Source organism: Enterobacter asburiae (assembly GCF_001521715.1).
Lineage (GTDB): Bacteria > Pseudomonadota > Gammaproteobacteria > Enterobacterales > Enterobacteriaceae > Enterobacter > Enterobacter asburiae.
On the sequence record NZ_CP011863.1, the window covers coordinates 1197245 to 1215249 of the forward strand.

The window sequence follows — 18005 nt, forward strand, 5'->3', positions numbered from 1 at the left end:
CCCCGATTTTTATGTTGCCTATCTGCGCGATCCTGACGGGCATAAGCTGGCATGCGTTTGTCAGCATTATTCTCCTGAAGCCGATACGTTCCCAGACGAAGAATAGTCACAAGCGGTCGTTTTTGAACTATGTTTAACACCAGTCAGAATAATAAAGAGTTGAACTGTTATTACATTCTGAACAGTGGCGCCTTAATCCGGAGCATTCGAAAGCCAGAACCTCACTGAGAAGTGTGCCAGCATGACGTGGCTAATATCCTTATCCGGAGAACAACGTGTTCGGAAAACAATTATTAAACTACATGCCAGGTTTACAAACTTTGTTAGCCTACGATAAAAGCTGGCTAAAACATGATGTTAAAGCCGGCTTATCCGTTGCGGCTGTCGCGCTACCCGTGGCTATTGCCTATGCTGAATTGGCAGGTGTTGGGGCAATAGTGGGGCTTTATTCCTGCGTTTTACCGATGATAGCGTATGCACTGTTTGGTTCTTCACGTCAGCTTATTGTGGGCCCTGATGCCACGACCTGCGCGGTGATTGCGGCCGTCGTGTTTCCTCTTTCTGCAGGTAATCCCGAACTGCACTGGCAGCTGACCATTATCATGACGTTGATGATGGGCGGGTGGTGCCTGCTTGCCAGTAAATTCCGCCTGGGCGCACTTGCCGATCTGCTTTCTCATCCCATCCTTACGGGTTTGCTTAATGGCGTTGCCGTGACGATTATTGTCGGGCAATTAGGCAAGGTGTTGGGGATAAAACTCGACGAAGCGCAGGTTATTGAGAAAATAATGGCCTTGCCAGGACGTCTTTCAGACAGCCATTTATTAACCGTTGGAATATCGCTTTTAACGTTAATTATTTTAATAGTTATTAAAACGTATCGCAGCCACTGGCCTGCACCGTTGATTGCCATTGTGATGACAACGCTACTGGTATGGGCGACATCTGCACAACAGTATGGTATTGCCACTATTGGAGGGGAAGGCTTCCAGCCTGGTTTACCCGTCGTTAACTGGGGCGCGTTCCAGCCCGGTCCGATGCGTGATTTAGTGATCCCGGCTTTGAACCTGGCGCTGGTCAGCTTTGTCAGCCTGATGCTGACCGCCCGCAGTTTCGCTGCGAAAAATGGCTATGAAATTAATGCTGATGCAGAGTTCAGAGCGCTGGGTATTGCGAACATTATGTCTGGGTTATCTCAGGGGTTTGCTATCAGTGGAGCAGATTCCCGGACCGCGGTTAATGATTCAGTGGGTGGGAAAAGTCAGCTGGTTTCTGTAGTCGCAGCCTTACTCATCGGTATCGTAGTGGTGTTTTTCACTCAGCCATTACAATTTATTCCGGTATCTGCATTAGGTATTGTTTTGATGTACGCATCCTGGTCATTAATTGATCTGCGCGGGTTATGGAATCTGAGGCGAAGAAATAAACAGGCATTTCGCCTGGCCTTTTTCACGTTTGGCTGTGTGTTAATTATCGGCGTCATCCAGGGGATCGGCCTTGCGGTGTTACTTGGCCTGTTACAGTTTCTGCGTACGGTGTTTCGTCCCTCTGAGCACTTACTGGGAACTGACGAAGATGGAATGATTCACTCATTAGGTAATACTACCGATATTAAAATGGTCCCGGGCGTGCTGATGTATCGATTTAACTCACCGTTGACCTATTTTAACGTGGCTTATTTTAAACGTCGGGTATTGAACCTGGTTGATGGTGCAGCATTACAACCCAAATGGGTGGTCATTGACGCCGTTGCTTGCTTCACCTATTCAGACATCAGCGTTCTGGCAACCATAAATGAGTTAAAGCGCGATCTGAAAAGTCGACAGATTACGTTAATCCTTGCGGGCAGAAAAACGGAATTAACGCGCTGGTTTAAAGATAGCCGGCCAACAATGAATGATGATGACATGATTCTGGCGCCAGACCTCTATCTGGCACTTCGGTTCATTCAAAGCAAAGAGAGTGCGAGTGAATCAGGTGGCGAGGTATAAGTTAAAGGCTTGCCCGCCACCCGCGAGCAAGCCACATCCCTTAGCGATACAGCGTCTTTTCCGCAACCGGAATAAGCAACCCGGATCGCCAGTCCGCGAGCGTTAGCTGCGCAAGCCTGCCCAGCGCGGCATAAAACGGATGCCCGGCGTTGTCGACAAACACCGACAGGAAGCGGGTGCTCCACGGCAGCAGGTGCCACGCCAGAAGCTGCTCGCACTCCGCTTCGCGGCCATTCTCGGCCAGCCACGCCCCGAGCAGCAGCAAGGTACCGAAATGATCTTCCGGCTCATTCTGCTGCATCTCAAACGCGATATTGTTCTCACGCATCCACTGGCGCAGCGCGAGGGTCGAGTCGCCAAACAGCACGGATTCACGGTCCAGCCAGACGGAACCCCACGGCGGAGCGGGCAGGGCATACGGACCAATAAACAGCCGTTGCCAGGCGTCCGCCAGCGGCTCATCGGAAGATGAGGCAAACGTATCGGCAACGGGCTGCAGCGTTTCCGCAGGCAGGGGCCAGTCCTGAACCCATTCGCCAGCGGTGAGCGCTTTCACCAGCGGCGCGGCCTGTTCGCTGTCGGGAGCGAAATAAAACAGCGCGCCCAGCACCCGGGCGCTGAACGCGAACGATTCACTATGTGAGACGTCTTTCATTAAACCTTCCTTGCTCGCGCGGATGACGCACGCGCGACTGTGTTAACCGATGATACTGACCATAGAATAAACCAGGGTCTCGTGTTTCACCCTCTACACCTTCTCAATCTGCACCAGATTGGTGTGCTGCGGGTTACCTTTTGCCAGCGGAGAAGTTCGATGGGTCGTCAGCGTGTTGATGCAGGAGCCGTGGTCGATACGATCGCCACTCATATTGGCATCGTGCCAGGCCCCCTGGCCCATGGCGCTCACGCCGGGCATGATGCGCGGCGTGACCTTCGCTTCAATTCGTACCTCGCCGCGGCTATTAAAGACGCGCACCGTATCGCCGTTCTTGATGCCGCGTTTTTCAGCATCGACAGGATTAAGCCACACCTCCTGGCGACAGGCCGCTTTCAGCACGTCGACGTTACCGTAGCTCGAGTGGGTACGGGCTTTGAAGTGGAAGCCAAACAGCTGCAGCGGGAACTGCGCGCGATCGGGTGCGTCCCAGCCGTCAAAGGTCGAGGCGTAGACGGGCAGAGGGCTGATGGTTTCATCTTTTTCCAGCTCCCAGGTGGCCGCAATCTCTGCCAGCTTGCTGGAGTAAATTTCAATCTTGCCCGATGGCGTTTTCAGCGGATTGGCTTCCGGGTTCTCGCGGAATTTTTTATAGGCCACAAAATGTCCGTTCGGATCTTTGCGCTTATAAATGCCCATTTTTTTCAGCTCGTCATAGGACGGAAGCTGAGGATCTTTTGCGAGCATTTTGGCGTACAGGAACTGGAGCCACTGTTCCTGCGTGCGTCCTTCGGTGAATTTCTGATGGATATCCGGGCCGAGGCGTTTCGCCACTTCGCTCATGATCCAGTAGATAGGCTTACGCTCGAACTTCGGTGCGGTCACGGGCTGAAGGAAAATCAGGTAGCCCATGTTGCCCGCATAATCGTTTGGAATGATGTCTTCCTGCTCGACGGTCATCAGGTCCGGTAGCACGATATCGGCATACTTCGCTGACGAGGTCATGAAGTTGTCGATGACGACAATCATTTCGCACTTGCTTTCATCCTGCAGGATATCGTGAGTTTTATTGATATCGGAGTGCTGGTTGATGATGGTATTGCCCGCGTAGTTCCAGATGAACTTAATCGGCACGTCCAGCTTATCTTTCCCACGCACGCCGTCGCGAAGGGCGGTCATCTCCGGCCCGCGGGCGATGGCGTCCGTCCAGCTGAAGCAGGAGATTTGCGTTTTGACCGGGTTATCCGGTATCGGCATACGTTCAATGGTAATGGTGTATGTCGACTCGCGCGCGCCGCTGTTACCGCCGTTGATGCCCACGTTTCCGGTAAGGATCGGCAGCATGGCGATGGCGCGCGACGTCAGCTCGCCGTTCGCCTGGCGCTGCGGTCCCCAGCCCTGGCAGATGTAGGCCGGTTTCGCGGAGCCGATTTCCCGAGCCAGCTTGATGATGCGATCCGCGGGAATGCCGGTGATGCGTGAGGCCCACTCAGGCGTTTTCGCCGTGCGGTCATCGCCCTGGCCAAGAATGTACGCTTTGTAGTGGCCGTTAGCGGGCGCGCCTTCCGGCAGCGTTTTTTCGTCGTAGCCGACGCAGTATTTATCCAGAAAAGGCTGGTCGACCAGGTTTTCGTCGATTAATACCCAGGCAATGCCCGCCACCAGTGCGGCATCGGTACCCGGACGGATAGGGATCCACTCATCTTCGCGTCCGGCTGCCGTATCGGTATAGCGCGGGTCGATAATGATCATTCGCGCGTTGGACCGCTCGCGAGCCTGCTCCAGATAATACGTAATCCCGCCGCCGCTCATGCGGGTTTCCGCCGGATTATTGCCGAACATCACCACCAGCCTGGTGTTTTCAATATCCGAGGTGCTGTTGCCGTCGTTGCTGCCGTAGGTGTAGGGCATGGCGCAGGCGATTTGCGCCGTGCTGTAGGTGCCGTAGTGGCTCAGGAAACCGCCGTAGCAGTTCATCAGGCGCGCCACCAGCGAAGCGTAAGGGGAGGAGCGGGTGATATTGCCGCCGACAATCCCGGAGGAGTAGTTGATATACACCGCTTCGTTGCCGTATTTGCTGACCACGTATTTCAGGCTGGCGGTGATAGCGTCCAGCGCTTCATCCCAAGTGATGCGCTCAAACTTGCCCTCACCGCGTTTGCCCACGCGTTTCATCGGGTAGTTGAGTCGGTCAGGGTGATTGATCCTACGGCGAATAGAACGCCCGCGCAGGCAGGCACGCACCTGATGGTTACCGTAAATATCTTCACCGGTGTTATCCGTTTCGACCCAGTACACTTCGTCGTCGCGGACGTGCAGACGCAGCGCACAGCGGCTGCCGCAGTTGACCGAGCAGGCGCCCCATACCACTTTATCTTCAGCAGGCTGAACGGCGTTCTTCACCGCGGCGGCGGCGCTTTTTAAGCTGAAAGGAAGCGAGATCCCACCGGCGGCCAGCGCCAGAGACCCTATTGCCGTAGATTTCACGAGAGTTCGACGGCTAATCCCGCCGTGATGTTCAGTATCGGACATGGCTCACCCCATCATTATAATTACGTATTATTTTTCCCGAAATGATAACCGGGCTAATGATGGGGTGAGTGTTACTGATTTGGGGGTATTAGATCTTAATCCTCATCAAATCAAAGGGGATTGAGGGTAAATTACTGAGCTTCAGCAGCCCCGTTGCCTGTACGGGTGTACAAAATTTTAAAGGTGTCGTTGGCGCAGTGGCCAACCACCTGCGTGCCCGCCTGGTCGGCCTGATCGTTGGGCACAATGCTCAGCGTAAAACCTGATTCAGGCACACCGTTGTTGATAATTTTCTGCTGAATGTCGCTTTTCACGCGTTCGCAGGAATCCGGTGCCGCCAACGCGGCCGTTGAGGCACTCATTAACAGCAGGGCGGTAATCCAGGGTAACCGTTTCATCTGTAGCTCCTTTTCTCTGTGTAGAGATTAATTTTAGCAGGATTCGTGTAAACAACTGTATTTGCTAATATGATTGGGAATAATCTCCCTGTACGGTAATAAATGTGAAGAAATACGCAGCGATAACGCTACTGGCAGCAACACTGGTGGGGTGCGACAACAGCTCCGCGCCGCTGTCGTTTACGCCCGAAATGGCGAGTTTTTCGAACGAATTTGATTTTGACCCGCTGCGCGGCCCGGTGAAAGACTTCACCCAGACGCTGCTCAACGAGAAGGGCGAAGTGTCCAAACGGGTCACCGGCACCGTGTCGACGGAAGGGTGTTTCGATACCCTGGAGCTGCACGACCTGGAGGCCAATACCGGCGTTGCGCTGGTGCTGGATGCCAATTACTACCTTGATGCGGAAACCCAGCAGCGCAAAGTGAAGCTGCAGGGGAAATGCCAGCTGGCCGAACTGCCGTCAGCCGGGATAACGTGGGATACCGACGACAACGGTTTTGTGGTGGCGGCGCACGGCAAAGAGATGGAAGTGAAGTATCGCTACGATGCAGATGGCTACCCGCTGGGCAAAACCACCGTCTCCGGCGATCAGCACCTGTCCGTCCAGTCGACGCCGTCTAAAGACGTTCGCAAAAGGATGGATTACTCGGCAGTGAGCATGTTGAATGACAAGCCGCTGGGCAACGTGAAGCAGAGCTGCGATTACGATCGACACAATAATCCGGTGAGCTGTGACCTGACGATCACGGACGATAGCGTCAAACCTGCCGTTGAGCACAAATACACCATCAAAAACACGATTGAATACTACTGAGAATAAAACCGCGCAGGTTACTGCGCGGTAGGCTTCAGCAGGCTGGCGCCTGACGGCTTGTGCCCGGCCAGATGCTGATGCTGGAAGATGCACATGCGAATGGTATTGCGGTATTCGCCGTTGATAAAGAACTCGTGAACCAGCTCGCCTTCCACCATAAAGCCCAGCTTGCGGTAAATATGGATCGCTTTCTCGTTCTCTTTGTCCACAATCAGGTAAAGCTTGTAGAGATTCAGAACGTTGAAACCGTAATCCATCGCCAGCTTCGCTGCCCGTGAGGCAAGGCCTTTTCCCTGATGCTCAGGAGAAATAATGATCTGAAACTCCGCCCGACGGTGAACATGGTTGATTTCAACCAGCTCCACAAGACCGGCTTTTTCGCCTTCACACTCCACCACAAAACGACGTTCACTCTGATCGTGAATGTGCTTATCGTAGAGATCGGACAGCTCAACAAAGGCCTCGTAAGGCTCTTCGAACCAGTAGCGCATCACGCTGGCGTTATTGTCGAGCTGGTGGACGAAGCGCAGGTCTTCACGCTCCAGCGGACGGAGTTTAATGTCGCAGGGCGCCGACATTATGGGGCTACCGTGCGGCCAGTGCGGCGATCCAGGCAGCGCAGGGTGTTTGGCTCCCAGTAGGCATTGACGTTTGCACTTTGCTGACACTTATCGCGCGCGTCAAATGCGACATCTTCTTTGTCCCACTCTTTTTCAGCACGTTTGTTGACCTTCTGACGAAGGCTGCGGGTGTCATTCCATTGTTCTTTGTCCATGGCGGCGTTCTGGCGGCTTTGCGCGCTGTCACCAGACTCAATAATGAGCTTGCTGGTTTCCGCTGTCGCAGAGGCGGCAAAGGCGAACGATGACAGCGCCAGCAGGGCTGTCAGACAAAGGCGTTTGCTTAATGTGGTCATAGCGTTTCCTTTTAAATGGGTGCAGATAATCAAGTTACCCCGAACAGATTCTACACCAAAGAGAAATGACGGCATACCCGCGGAGCAAGTATGGAAAAGTAAAGGACATTATCGGGTATGATGTCTAAATAGATCCTCACCTGACGTTAACTATGCTCAAAACGACGCTGCTTTTTTTTGCTACCGCGCTATGCGAAATCATCGGCTGCTTCCTGCCCTGGCTCTGGCTGAAGAAGGGAGGGTCCGTATTGCTGCTCATCCCGGCAAGCGTCGCGCTGGCCCTCTTTGTCTGGCTGCTAACGCTGCATCCGGCTGCCAGCGGCCGCGTCTACGCCGCTTACGGTGGTGTCTATGTCTGTACCGCGCTGCTGTGGCTACGCGTGGTGGACGGCGTCAAGCTCAGCGCCTACGACTGGGCCGGCGCGCTGATTGCCCTGTGCGGCATGCTGATTATTGTGGCGGGATGGGGGCGGGCCTGAGCCCCCTGTTTTGTGATCGTTAGCCGATTTTATGATCATTATACTTGTATGGTAGTAGGGTTGATGGGTAAATTTCCAGCATCACAACGAATGATGTAAGGAAAGGAATTATGAAGATTGTCGCGGCTGACGTGTTTGTTACCTGCCCGGGGCGGAACTTTGTCACCCTTAAAATCACCACCGACGAGGGGATTATCGGCCTCGGTGACGCTACGCTGAACGGGCGTGAGCTCTCCGTTGCTTCCTATCTGAAAGACCACCTCTGCCCGCAGCTGATTGGCCGCGATGCACACCGCATCGAAGACATCTGGCAGTTCTTCTATAAGGGTGCCTACTGGCGTCGCGGCCCGGTCACCATGTCGGCCATCTCCGCCGTGGACATGGCGCTGTGGGACATCAAAGCCAAAGCGGCCAACATGCCGCTCTACCAGCTGCTGGGCGGCGCATCCCGCGAAGGCGTGATGGTTTACTGCCACACCACCGGTCACACCATTGACGATGTGCTGGAAGATTACGCCCGCCATAAAGAGATGGGCTTTAAGGCGATCCGCGTCCAGTGCGGCGTGCCGGGCATGAAAACCACCTACGGCATGGCCAAAGGGAAGGGGCTTGCCTACGAACCTGCGACCAAAGGCGACTGGCCGGAAGAGCAGCTCTGGTCCACCGAAAAATACCTCGATTTCACACCGAAGCTGTTCGACGCGGTGCGCAGTAAATTCGGCTTCAATGAACATCTTCTGCATGACATGCACCACCGCCTGACGCCAATCGAAGCGGCGCGCTTCGGCAAGAGCATTGAAGAATTCCGCATGTTCTGGATGGAAGATCCAACGCCTGCGGAAAACCAGGCCTGCTTCCGCCTGATCCGCCAGCATACCGTCACGCCGATTGCCGTGGGCGAAGTATTCAACAGCATCTGGGACTGCAAGCAGCTCATCGAAGAGCAGCTCATCGACTATATCCGCACCACCATTACCCACGCGGGCGGGATCACCGGGATGCGTCGCATCGCGGACTTCGCCTCGCTCTACCAGGTGCGCACCGGCTCGCACGGCCCGTCGGATCTCTCGCCTGTCTGCCACGCCGCCGCGCTGCATTTCGACCTGTGGGTGCCAAACTTTGGCGTCCAGGAATATATGGGCTATTCCGAACAGATGCTGGAAGTCTTCCCGCACAGCTGGCGCTTTGATAACGGCTATATGCATCCGGGCGACAAGCCGGGGCTGGGCATCGAGTTTGATGAAAAACTGGCGGCGAAATACCCCTACGATCCGGCCTATCTGCCGGTCGCCCGTCTTGAAGACGGCACGCTGTGGAACTGGTAAACGAGGAGCGAACGATGAAAAGCGTAGTGATTCAACAGCCGAACGAACTGGTGATTGAAGAGCGGCCACGCCCGGCGCCAGGTGCAGGCGAAGTTCGCGTCAAAATCACGCTGGCGGGGATCTGCGGTTCGGACAGCCACATCTATCGCGGCCATAACCCGTTTGCGAAGTATCCACGCACGATCGGCCACGAGTTCTTTGGCGTCATTGACGCCGTGGGCGAGGGCGTAGACAGCGCCCGTCTGGGCCAGCGCGTCTCGGTCGATCCGGTGATCAGCTGCGGACACTGCTACCCGTGTTCCGTCGGAAAACCGAACGTCTGCACCTCGCTGGTGGTGCTGGGCGTCCACCGCGACGGGGGCTTCAGCGAATATGCGGCAGTGCCCGCTAAAAATGCCTGGCCTATCCCGGATGACATTCCGGATAAACACGCCGTCATGGTTGAGCCCTTCACCATCGCCGCCAACGTGACGGGGCAGGCCAACCCTACCGAGCAGGACGTTGCGCTGGTTTACGGCGCAGGGCCGATGGGGCTGGTCACCGTGCAGGCGCTGAAGGGCGTCTATAAGGTGAAGCAGGTTATCGTGGTTGACCGCATTGATGAACGCCTGAAAATGGCCCAGCGCAGCGGCGCGGACTGGGTGTTGAACAACGGTGAGCAGTCGTTGCAGGCCGCGCTGGACGAAAAGGGCATCAAACCGACGTTAATCATTGATGCCGCCTGTCATCCGGCGATTTTGCAGGAAGCGATTACCCTGGCCTCGCCGGCGGCGCGTATCGTGCTGATGGGGTTCTCCAGCGAGCCGAGCCAGATTGTCCAGCAGGGCATCACCGGCAAAGAGCTGGCGATCTTCTCCTCGCGCCTCAATGCCAACAAATTCCCGGTCGTCATCGACTGGCTGAAGAAGGGACTGATCGACCCGGAAAAACTGATCACTCATGCCTTTGACTATCACCATGTAACAGACGCCATTGAACTGTTTGAGAAAGACCAGCGGCAGTGCTGCAAAGTCTTGCTCACGTTCGGGCAATAATCATTTACGCGGTTAAGAGCCTGCGCAGACAGGCTCTATGTGGTACGCATCTTACCCTTCAGAGATAGCCATTATGACGCAAGCACAACCTCAAAGAACTACCTCCGATCTGGTGAAAGCCGCCGTTTCCGGCTGGCTGGGCACCGCCCTGGAGTTTATGGACTTTCAGCTTTACTCGCTGGGGGCTGCCCTGGTCTTTCACGAGATCTTCTTCCCGGAACAGTCAGCCGCGATGGCGCTGATCCTCGCGATGGGGACCTACGGCGCAGGCTACATAGCACGTATTGTCGGCGCCTTTATCTTCGGCAGAATGGGCGACAGCATTGGTCGTAAGAAGGTGCTGTTTATCACCATCACCATGATGGGGATCTGCACCACGCTGATTGGCGTCCTGCCGACCTACGCGCAGATTGGGATTTTTGCTCCCGTTCTGCTGGTGACGCTGCGTATCATCCAGGGCCTGGGAGCCGGGGCGGAGATTTCCGGAGCCGGGACCATGCTGGCGGAGTACGCGCCGAAAGGCAAACGCGGCATCATCTCCTCGCTGGTGGCGATGGGCACTAACTGCGGAACGCTGAGCGCCACGGCGATCTGGGCGGTGATGTTCTTTGCCCTCGATCGTGAAGAGCTGATTGCCTGGGGCTGGCGCGTACCGTTCCTTGCCAGCGTCGTGGTGATGATCTTCGCCATCTGGCTGCGTATGAACCTGAAAGAGAGCCCGGTGTTTGAGAAAGTGAACGATGCACAAACCGCGCAGCCGGACACCTCGCTGGGTTCAATGGTGAAAAGTAAATCCTTCTGGCTGGCGACCGGCCTGCGGTTTGGCCAGGCGGGCAACTCGGGTCTGATCCAGACGTTCCTCGCCGGGTATCTGGTCCAGACGCTGCTGTTCGATAAAGCCATCCCGACCGATGCGCTTATGATAAGCTCCATTCTCGGGTTTATCTCCATTCCGCTGCTGGGCTGGCTTTCAGATAAAGTAGGGCGCCGTCTGCCGTACATTATTCTCAATATCTCCGCCATTCTTCTTGCGTACCCGATGCTGTCGATCATCGTCGATAAGAGCTATGCGCCGGGGACAATCATGCTCTCGATCATCGTTATCCATAACATCGCCGTGCTGGGGCTGTTTGCGCTGGAAAATATCACCATGGCGGAGATGTTCGGCTCGCGAAATCGCTTTACCCGTATGGCTATCTCGAAAGAGGCGGGCGGTCTGGTGGCGGTGGGCTTTGGTCCGGTGCTGGCCGGGATCTTCTGCAATATGACCGGCTCCTGGTGGCCGATTGTCGCCATGCTGGTGGCCTATTCCGTGATTGGGCTGGTCTCGGCGATCCTGATGCCGGAAGTGCGCGACCGTGATTTGAGCGCGGCGCAAGACGCAGCGGAGTCCGCACCAGAAGAGAGCGTGGGTTACGGCGCGGTCTCCTCCCGGCGCTAGTGGTTCATAACTTACGCTACCTGTCACATAACTTTATCTTTATGTCACACCACATGAGCAAAAGTTAATATAAATCAAAATCTCAAACGGCAGTATCAGTATGGTTGATGGCAGTTACTTTTTTACCCCAACTGCCATTCTAGTTGGTGTAGTCAGCAGACGCAGCCGCTTCTGAAGGGGCGGCAGCGGTCCACGGCTTTCTAATTAACGAGTCTTAATCATGGAAAACACCTTATTACAGGCCAACGCGACGCTGCCTCATTACGATCGCGAAAGCCTTAAAGCACGCATTGTACATTTAGGCTTCGGCGCATTTCACCGGGCGCATCAGGCGGTGTACGCCGACATTCTCGCGGCTGAGCACGGCAGCGACTGGGGCTACTGTGAGGTTAACCTGATTGGCGGCGAGCAGCAGATTGCCGATCTGAACGCGCAGGATAACCTCTACACCGTGGCGGAGATGTCTGCCGACGCATGGACATCCCGCGTGGTTGGCGTGGTCAAAAAGGCCCTCCATGCGCAGGTTGACGGGCTGGAGACCGTGCTGGCAGCGATGTGTGAACCGCAGGTGGCGATTGTCTCGCTGACCGTCACCGAGAAAGGGTACTGCCACTCACCGGCGACGGGGCAACTGATGCTCGATCACCCATTTATCGTCGCCGACCTGCAAAACCCGCACCAGCCGAAATCCGCGCCGGGCGTGGTGGTGGAAGCGCTGGCGCGTCGTAAAGCGGCGGGTCTGCCCGCGTTTAGCGTGATGTCCTGCGACAACATGCCTGAGAACGGCCACGTGATGCGCAATGTGACCTGCGCTTACGCCCGGGCGGTAGACGGCGAGCTGGCGGACTGGATCGAGGCTAACGTCACCTTCCCGTCAACCATGGTGGATCGCATCGTGCCCGCGGTTACGCCCGATACGCTGGATAAAATCGAACAGCTGACGGGCGTGCGTGACCCGGCGGCAGTAGCCTGTGAACCGTTCCGCCAGTGGGTAATCGAAGACAACTTTGTGGCAGGACGTCCCGAGTGGGAAAAAGCCGGTGCCGAGCTGGTGTCAGACGTGATCCCGTTTGAAGAGATGAAGCTGCGCATGCTCAACGGCAGCCACTCTTTCCTGGCGTACCTGGGCTATCTGGCCGGATACCCGCATATCAACGACTGTATGGAAGATGAGAACTACCGCCTCGCCGCGCATACGCTGATGCTTAACGAGCAGGCCCCCACGCTGAAAGTGAAGGGCGTTGATTTAGGCCGCTATGCCGATCTCCTGATTGCCCGCTACAGCAATCCGGCCCTGCGCCATCGGACATGGCAAATCGCGATGGACGGCAGCCAGAAGCTCCCGCAGCGTATGCTGGACTCCGTGCGCTGGCACCTGGTGCACCAGAAACCTTTCCCGCTGCTGGCGCTGGGCGTGGCTGGCTGGATGCGTTATGTCGGCGGCGTGGACGAGCAGGGTAACGCCATCGACGTGAGCGATCCGCAGCTGGCGGTGATTCAGGCGGCGGTGAAGGGAAGTGCGGAAGGGGAAAATCGGGTTAACGCGCTGCTCGGCATTGAGGCCATCTTTGGTAAAGAGTTACCGCAGGAGCCGCGCTTCGTTGCTGCGGTGATGACCGCGTACCGGTCGTTGCTGCAAAAGGGGGCGAAAGTGACCGTCGCGCAGTACGTGTCTCAACGGTAATTCAGCACATGCCGCCGCGCGCGGCGGCATGGCTGCGCACAGCTTAGTGCATCCCCAGGCGAATCAGCTCAATCGGCTCGAACTTACCTTCGCATCCTTCCACTTCAACCGTTTTGCTGCGGCGCACCTGCGCGGCATCCAGCCCGTCGCTGTGGATCGCTTTAATCACGCCAGTTTTGCCCGTGCCGCTAATCATGACGCGGCTGCCGGTGGTGATTGCATTGCGGTTACGGTCGTATGTCATCATGGTATATTCTCCTCTCTAACCTGTTCGTTACGGCCCTATTTCAAGTTTGCCGTTCACGGGGCATATAAATACGCCTGTCCGCGCTTCATGTTTTTGTTTTTGATCAAACTCACACTTTTTTCTTTATTTCGTCGGGCGCTGACGGTTCGGGACGGTAATTTACAAAGCAGACCGTTATTTTCATTAACTGATAGTTTCGACAGGGAAGCGTTTAGGGTTGGTTTATATTCACGATGTCATTCTGGGTGCAGGAAATAACCCTTCATCGGAATAAGGAGTCAGGCTTATGTATAAGAGCATTTTGATGCCTGTAGACGTGTTTGAAATGGATTTGAGCGACAAAGCGGTTCGCCACGCGGCAAACCTGGCGAAGGCTGAGGGCGCGTCGATTACCCTGGTCAACATTCTGCCAGCCAACAGCCGGTCTCTGCTGCGCGGGTTCAACGCCGATATTAAAAAGTTTGAAGAGTATATGACCGCAGAGTCCGGCAAGAAAATGAACGAGTTAAAAAGACTGTTCGATATTGCCCCTGAGAATATTCACAGCATGGTGCGTTTTGGCAACGTCCGGGATGAAATTATCAAGCTGAGCAAGGAGGGGGAATATGATGCGATTGTGATCGGGTCGAAAAACCCGAGCATCACCACTCATCTGCTGGGTTCAAATGCGGAATCTATTCTGCGCTACGCCACGATCCCGGTGTTAGTCGTTCGTTAATCAGGTCGCCGCACCTGAAAGGGGCGGCGAATTTTACTCTTCGCTAAACCACTCGCTATTTTCCTGACGAATAAGCTGCACGGATTCGCTAATTTCCTGCAGATGCAACGTCATCGCTTTTTCCACACCGTCCGGGTCGCGTTTTTCCAGCGCGCTGAAAATATCATGATGCTGTCGGAGCAGCATTTCCGGCGGGGAGACGTGATCGAGGCTCATGTAGCGCACGCGGTCAATGGTGGCCTTGATGTTCTCGATGGTGTCCCAGGCCAGCTGACAATCCGCGATCTGCGCCAGCTTCTGGTGGAATTCATCATCCAGTTGGAAGAAATCATTGAGCTGCTTACGATCAATCGCAATACGCTGCTGATGAAGGTTCTGCTCAAGCTGGTAACACTGGTTGTCGTTGATAAGCGTTGCGGCACGGCGCGCCACCGCACATTCAATGGCCTGGCGAACGAAACAGCCGTTGCGTACCTGAGAGAGTGAAATTTTGTTCACGTAGCTGCCGCGCTGCGGGCGGATCTGAATCAGCCCGTTTTCAGCAAGCTTAATAAACGCTTCACGTACCGGCTGACGGGAAACGTCAAAACGCACGGACACCTCTTTTTCAGAAAGCGGCGTTCCCGGTGGGATCAGGCAATGGACAATATCACGTCGCAAAATGCGATAGATTTGCTGGTTAACGGGCTGGGTGGGATTGAGTTGCGATTCAGCGGCCATGAGTTGTCATTTCTCAGAGAGTTAGCCTGAACATACTACCATTCTTTTATAACCCGAAACAGACCCGGCCCGCAGGCCGGGAAGGGCAGATTTAGCCACGATGGACGCTAAGTCCGGCAAAACTCTGGCTGACTGGCATCATTTCTACAGTATTGATGTTGACGTGTTTTGGCAGCGTTGCCACCCACCAGACCGTTTCGGTCACATCTTCCGGCGTCAGCGCGTTAGCATTTTCGTAGGTTTTGCCCGCTTTCGCGTCATCGCCTTTGAAACGCACGTTGGAAAACTCGGTGCCGCCCACCAGACCCGGCTCGATATCGGTGACGCGAATGGCGGTGCCGTGCAGATCGGTACGCAGGTTAAGGCTGAACTGGCGCACAAACGCCTTCGTCGCACCATAGACGTTGCCGCCCGCGTAAGGCCAGCTCCCGGCGGTGGAGCCAATATTGATAATGTGGCCGCGGTTGCGCTCGACCATGCCAGGCAGCACCGCGCGGGTCATATAGACCAGCCCTTTGTTATTGGTGTCGATCATGTTTTCCCAGTCTTCCACGCTGGCTTTGTGTGCGGGCTCCATGCCCAGCGCCAGACCGGCATTGTTGACCAGCACGTCGATGGCGCGCCACTCGGCAGGCAGGTTGGCAATCATCTCTTCAATGGCCGCGCGGTTACGCACGTCCAGCTGCGCGGTCAGGATGCTGTCGCCTAATTCGTCCTTCAGCTCCTGCAGGCGCTCCTGACGACGGCCCGTGGCAATAACCTTGTGCCCGTTGGCGACGAAGCGACGCGTGATGCTTTCACCAAAACCTGCCGTTGCCCCGGTAACTAAAATAATCATCTCACTGTTCCTCAACGCTTTTTGTGTTGTACTAACATAGCACGGCCGCAGAGGGTGCGTTAAGGCAACATTTGTATGACGGCGTTGCAGGGGATGGCGGCCTGGCCTACTCTGGGAGGATACCCGTACTCAGGAGTGAAAGATGACGGCCACAAATCCCTTTTTTGAAATCAGCCTGCTGCCCTATCAGGCCCCCCATTTTGATGAAATCAACGACGGCCACTATCGCCCGGCCTTCGATGCAGCGCTTCGCCAGAAGCGGGCGGACGTTGACGCCATTGTGTCTCAAACCGCTGCGCCGGACTTCACCAACACCGTGCTGGCGCTGGAGAAAAGCGGCGCCATGCTCGCGCGCGTCAGCAGCGTGTTCTTCGCCATGACCTCGGCACACACCAATGCGTACCTGCAGGAGCTTGAGGAGCAGTTCTCCACCGAGCTTGCCGCGCTGGCAAACGACATCTGGCTGAATGACACGCTTTTCGCACGCGTGGAGAGCGTCTGGCAGGACCGTGCCGTGCTGGACGCCGAATCCCGCCGGCTGGTCGAGGAGACGTATCAGCGGTTTATTCTGGCCGGCGCGCGTCTCAATGAAACGGAAAAAGCTGAGCTGAAGGCGCTGAATACCGAGGCGGCCACCCTGACCAGCCAGTTCAACCAGCGTCTGCTGGCTGCCGACAAGACGGGCGGCCTGGTAGTGGATTACGCGCATCAGCTTGACGGGCTCAGCGCCAGCGAGATTGCCGACGCGGCGCAGGCTGCCGCAGAGCGAGGGCTAAACGATCGCTGGCTGATTCCGCTTCTGAACACGACCCAGCAGCCCGCGCTTTCCGCGCTGCGCAATCGTCAGACCCGCGAAAACCTGTTCAACGCGGGCTGGACGCGCACCCAGAAAGGGGACCAAAACGACACTCGCGAGCTGATCCTCCGCCTTACGGCGCTACGTGCGCGGCAGGCCCGCCTGCTGGGCTTTGAGGATTACGCTAGCTGGAGTATCGCCGACCAGATGGCGAAAACCCCGGACGCCGCGCTGGCCTTTATGCGCGGCATTGTGCCCGCCGCCCGCGCCCGGGCAGAGCGCGAGCAGGCCGATATTCAGAAAGTGATTGATGACGAGCAGGGCGGTTTCACCGTGCAGGCCTGGGACTGGGCTTTTTATGCCGAGCGCGTGCGTCAGGCAAAATATGCCCTCGATGAATCGCAAATCAAACCCTATTTTGCGCTCAATACCGTATTGCACGATGGCGTATTCTGGGCCGCAAGCCAGCTGTTTGGCATCCGCTTTGTGGAGCGCTTCGATATTCCGGTGTATCACCCGGACGTTCGGGTCTGGGAAATTTTCGACCACACCGGTGAGGGCATGGCGCTGTTTTACGGCGACTTCTTTGCCCGCGATTCCAAGCAGGGCGGGGCCTGGATGGGGAATTTCGTCGAGCAATCCTTCGAGCTTGCTGCCCGTCCGGTGATCTACAACGTCTGTAACTACCAAAAACCGGCTAACGGCGGCGTTGCGCTTCTCTCCTGGGATGACGTGATCACCCTGTTCCACGAGTTCGGCCATACGCTGCACGGTCTGTTTGCCAGCCAGCGTTTCGCCACGCTTTCCGGGACCAATACGCCGCGCGATTTCGTTGAATTCCCGTCGCAGATCAACGAACACTGGGCCAGTCATCCGCAGGTGTTTACCCACTACGCCCGCCATTACGAAACCGGTGAACCGATGCCGGACGCGCTGCGGGAAAGCATGCTCAACGCGACCCATTTCAACAAGGGTTATGACATGACGGAGCTGCTGGCTGCCGCGCTGCTGGACATGAACTGGCACGGGATTAGCGAAGCCGTTTCGAGCGTTGAAGCGTTTGAAGCGGCAGCACTGAAAAAAGAGGGGCTGGATCTGCCCGCCGTTCCGCCGCGCTATCGCAGCAGCTATTTTGCCCATATTTTCGGCGGTGGCTACGCGGCGGGATATTACGCCTACCTGTGGACGCAAATGCTGGCGGACGATGGCTATCAGTGGTTTGTCGAACAGGGCGGCCTGACTCGTGAAAACGGGCAAAAATTCCGCGAGGCGATTTTGTCCCGTGGTAACAGCACGGATCTGGCTGAACTTTATCGCAGCTGGCGTGGGCACGATCCGAAAATTGAACCGATGCTGGAAAATCGCGGGTTGAGCGAATAGAGCCCTTTGGGCAGAAAACAGAACCGGGCGTGTAGC

17 protein-coding genes and 1 pseudogene are annotated in these 18005 nt (G+C 56.0%); 10 read left to right on the forward strand and 8 right to left on the reverse strand.

Annotated elements, in window-relative coordinates:
- Position 1: 1 nt before the first annotated feature.
- Together ACJ69_RS25950 and ACJ69_RS06055 are read left to right on the forward strand one after the other, a co-directional pair.
- Positions 2 to 106: pseudogene (locus ACJ69_RS25950) on the forward strand (VOC family protein); the annotation flags it as partial.
- A 169-nt stretch (positions 107 to 275) separates the two neighbouring features.
- The gene (locus ACJ69_RS06055; RefSeq protein WP_054830011.1) at positions 276 to 1991 is read left to right on the forward strand and encodes a SulP family inorganic anion transporter; all 1716 of its coding nucleotides are present in this window, start codon (positions 276 to 278) and stop codon (positions 1989 to 1991) included.
- Positions 1992 to 2031: 40 nt separating this feature from the next.
- On the opposite strand, the gene dmsD is transcribed toward ACJ69_RS06055, so the two are convergent.
- From dmsD to ACJ69_RS06070, 3 genes are all read right to left on the reverse strand, one after another.
- Positions 2032 to 2646 (reverse strand): Tat proofreading chaperone DmsD, encoded by a 615-nt coding sequence (gene dmsD / locus ACJ69_RS06060; RefSeq protein ID WP_059346680.1) that lies wholly within the window; start codon positions 2644 to 2646, stop codon positions 2032 to 2034.
- A gap of 93 nt (positions 2647 to 2739) precedes the next feature.
- Positions 2740 to 5178: a selenate/tellurate reductase subunit YnfE gene (gene ynfE, locus ACJ69_RS06065; protein ID WP_059346681.1), complete on the reverse strand. Its 2439-nt coding sequence runs from the start codon at positions 5176 to 5178 to the stop codon at positions 2740 to 2742.
- 131 nt (positions 5179 to 5309) lie between these two features.
- Positions 5310 to 5576: a DUF1161 domain-containing protein gene (locus ACJ69_RS06070; RefSeq protein WP_029739394.1), complete on the reverse strand. Its 267-nt coding sequence runs from the start codon at positions 5574 to 5576 to the stop codon at positions 5310 to 5312.
- Between the two features lie 104 nt (positions 5577 to 5680).
- On the opposite strand from ACJ69_RS06070, the gene ACJ69_RS06075 reads away from it, so the two are divergent.
- The gene (locus tag ACJ69_RS06075) at positions 5681 to 6391 is read left to right on the forward strand and encodes a YnfC family lipoprotein (protein WP_047647900.1); all 711 of its coding nucleotides are present in this window, start codon (positions 5681 to 5683) and stop codon (positions 6389 to 6391) included.
- 17 nt (positions 6392 to 6408) lie between these two features.
- Here ACJ69_RS06075 and speG read toward each other — a convergent pair whose 3' ends face one another.
- Both speG and ACJ69_RS06085 read right to left on the reverse strand, forming a co-directional pair.
- Complete coding sequence (gene speG, locus ACJ69_RS06080; RefSeq protein WP_029739396.1) at positions 6409 to 6969, reverse strand: spermidine N1-acetyltransferase; 561 nt, start codon at positions 6967 to 6969, stop codon at positions 6409 to 6411.
- The gene (locus ACJ69_RS06085; RefSeq protein ID WP_008502414.1) at positions 6969 to 7307 is read right to left on the reverse strand and encodes a DUF1283 family protein; all 339 of its coding nucleotides are present in this window, start codon (positions 7305 to 7307) and stop codon (positions 6969 to 6971) included. Before ACJ69_RS06085 ends, speG begins: the two co-directional genes overlap by 1 nt.
- A gap of 152 nt (positions 7308 to 7459) precedes the next feature.
- On the opposite strand from ACJ69_RS06085, the gene ACJ69_RS06090 reads away from it, so the two are divergent.
- From ACJ69_RS06090 to ACJ69_RS06110, 5 genes are all read left to right on the forward strand, one after another.
- Positions 7460 to 7786 carry a YnfA family protein gene (locus ACJ69_RS06090; RefSeq protein WP_021241222.1) on the forward strand — a complete coding sequence of 109 codons (327 nt, stop codon included), beginning with the start codon at positions 7460 to 7462 and terminating at the stop codon, positions 7784 to 7786.
- Between the two features lie 110 nt (positions 7787 to 7896).
- Positions 7897 to 9111, forward strand: coding sequence for a D-mannonate dehydratase ManD (gene manD / locus ACJ69_RS06095; protein WP_054830010.1), 1215 nt, complete (start codon positions 7897 to 7899; stop codon positions 9109 to 9111).
- A 14-nt stretch (positions 9112 to 9125) separates the two neighbouring features.
- Positions 9126 to 10145, forward strand: a complete 1020-nt coding sequence (locus ACJ69_RS06100) for a Zn-dependent oxidoreductase (RefSeq protein WP_054830013.1) — start codon at positions 9126 to 9128, stop codon at positions 10143 to 10145.
- Positions 10146 to 10218: 73 nt separating this feature from the next.
- Positions 10219 to 11586 carry an MFS transporter gene (locus ACJ69_RS06105; RefSeq protein ID WP_059346682.1) on the forward strand — a complete coding sequence of 456 codons (1368 nt, stop codon included), beginning with the start codon at positions 10219 to 10221 and terminating at the stop codon, positions 11584 to 11586.
- 220 nt (positions 11587 to 11806) lie between these two features.
- Entirely contained in the window at positions 11807 to 13270 is a 1464-nt protein-coding gene (locus ACJ69_RS06110) for a mannitol dehydrogenase family protein (protein WP_059346683.1), read from the forward strand.
- A gap of 43 nt (positions 13271 to 13313) precedes the next feature.
- Here the strand turns inward: ACJ69_RS06110 and ydfZ are convergent, their stop codons facing one another.
- The gene (ydfZ, locus tag ACJ69_RS06115; RefSeq protein ID WP_014883679.1) at positions 13314 to 13517 is read right to left on the reverse strand and encodes a putative selenium delivery protein YdfZ; all 204 of its coding nucleotides are present in this window, start codon (positions 13515 to 13517) and stop codon (positions 13314 to 13316) included.
- A gap of 286 nt (positions 13518 to 13803) precedes the next feature.
- On the opposite strand from ydfZ, the gene ACJ69_RS06120 reads away from it, so the two are divergent.
- Positions 13804 to 14235 (forward strand): universal stress protein, encoded by a 432-nt coding sequence (locus ACJ69_RS06120; protein WP_059346684.1) that lies wholly within the window; start codon positions 13804 to 13806, stop codon positions 14233 to 14235.
- A 33-nt stretch (positions 14236 to 14268) separates the two neighbouring features.
- On the opposite strand, the gene ACJ69_RS06125 is transcribed toward ACJ69_RS06120, so the two are convergent.
- Together ACJ69_RS06125 and ydfG are read right to left on the reverse strand one after the other, a co-directional pair.
- Positions 14269 to 14955 carry a GntR family transcriptional regulator gene (locus tag ACJ69_RS06125; RefSeq protein WP_023311557.1) on the reverse strand — a complete coding sequence of 229 codons (687 nt, stop codon included), beginning with the start codon at positions 14953 to 14955 and terminating at the stop codon, positions 14269 to 14271.
- A gap of 91 nt (positions 14956 to 15046) precedes the next feature.
- On the reverse strand, positions 15047 to 15793 hold the full coding sequence (gene ydfG / locus ACJ69_RS06130; protein WP_023311558.1) for a bifunctional NADP-dependent 3-hydroxy acid dehydrogenase/3-hydroxypropionate dehydrogenase YdfG: 747 nt from the start codon (positions 15791 to 15793) through the stop codon (positions 15047 to 15049).
- Positions 15794 to 15935: 142 nt separating this feature from the next.
- Between ydfG and dcp the strand changes: the two genes are divergently transcribed.
- Positions 15936 to 17969, forward strand: a complete 2034-nt coding sequence (gene dcp, locus ACJ69_RS06135; RefSeq protein ID WP_059346685.1) for a peptidyl-dipeptidase Dcp — start codon at positions 15936 to 15938, stop codon at positions 17967 to 17969.
- Positions 17970 to 18005: the final 36 nt, after the last annotated feature.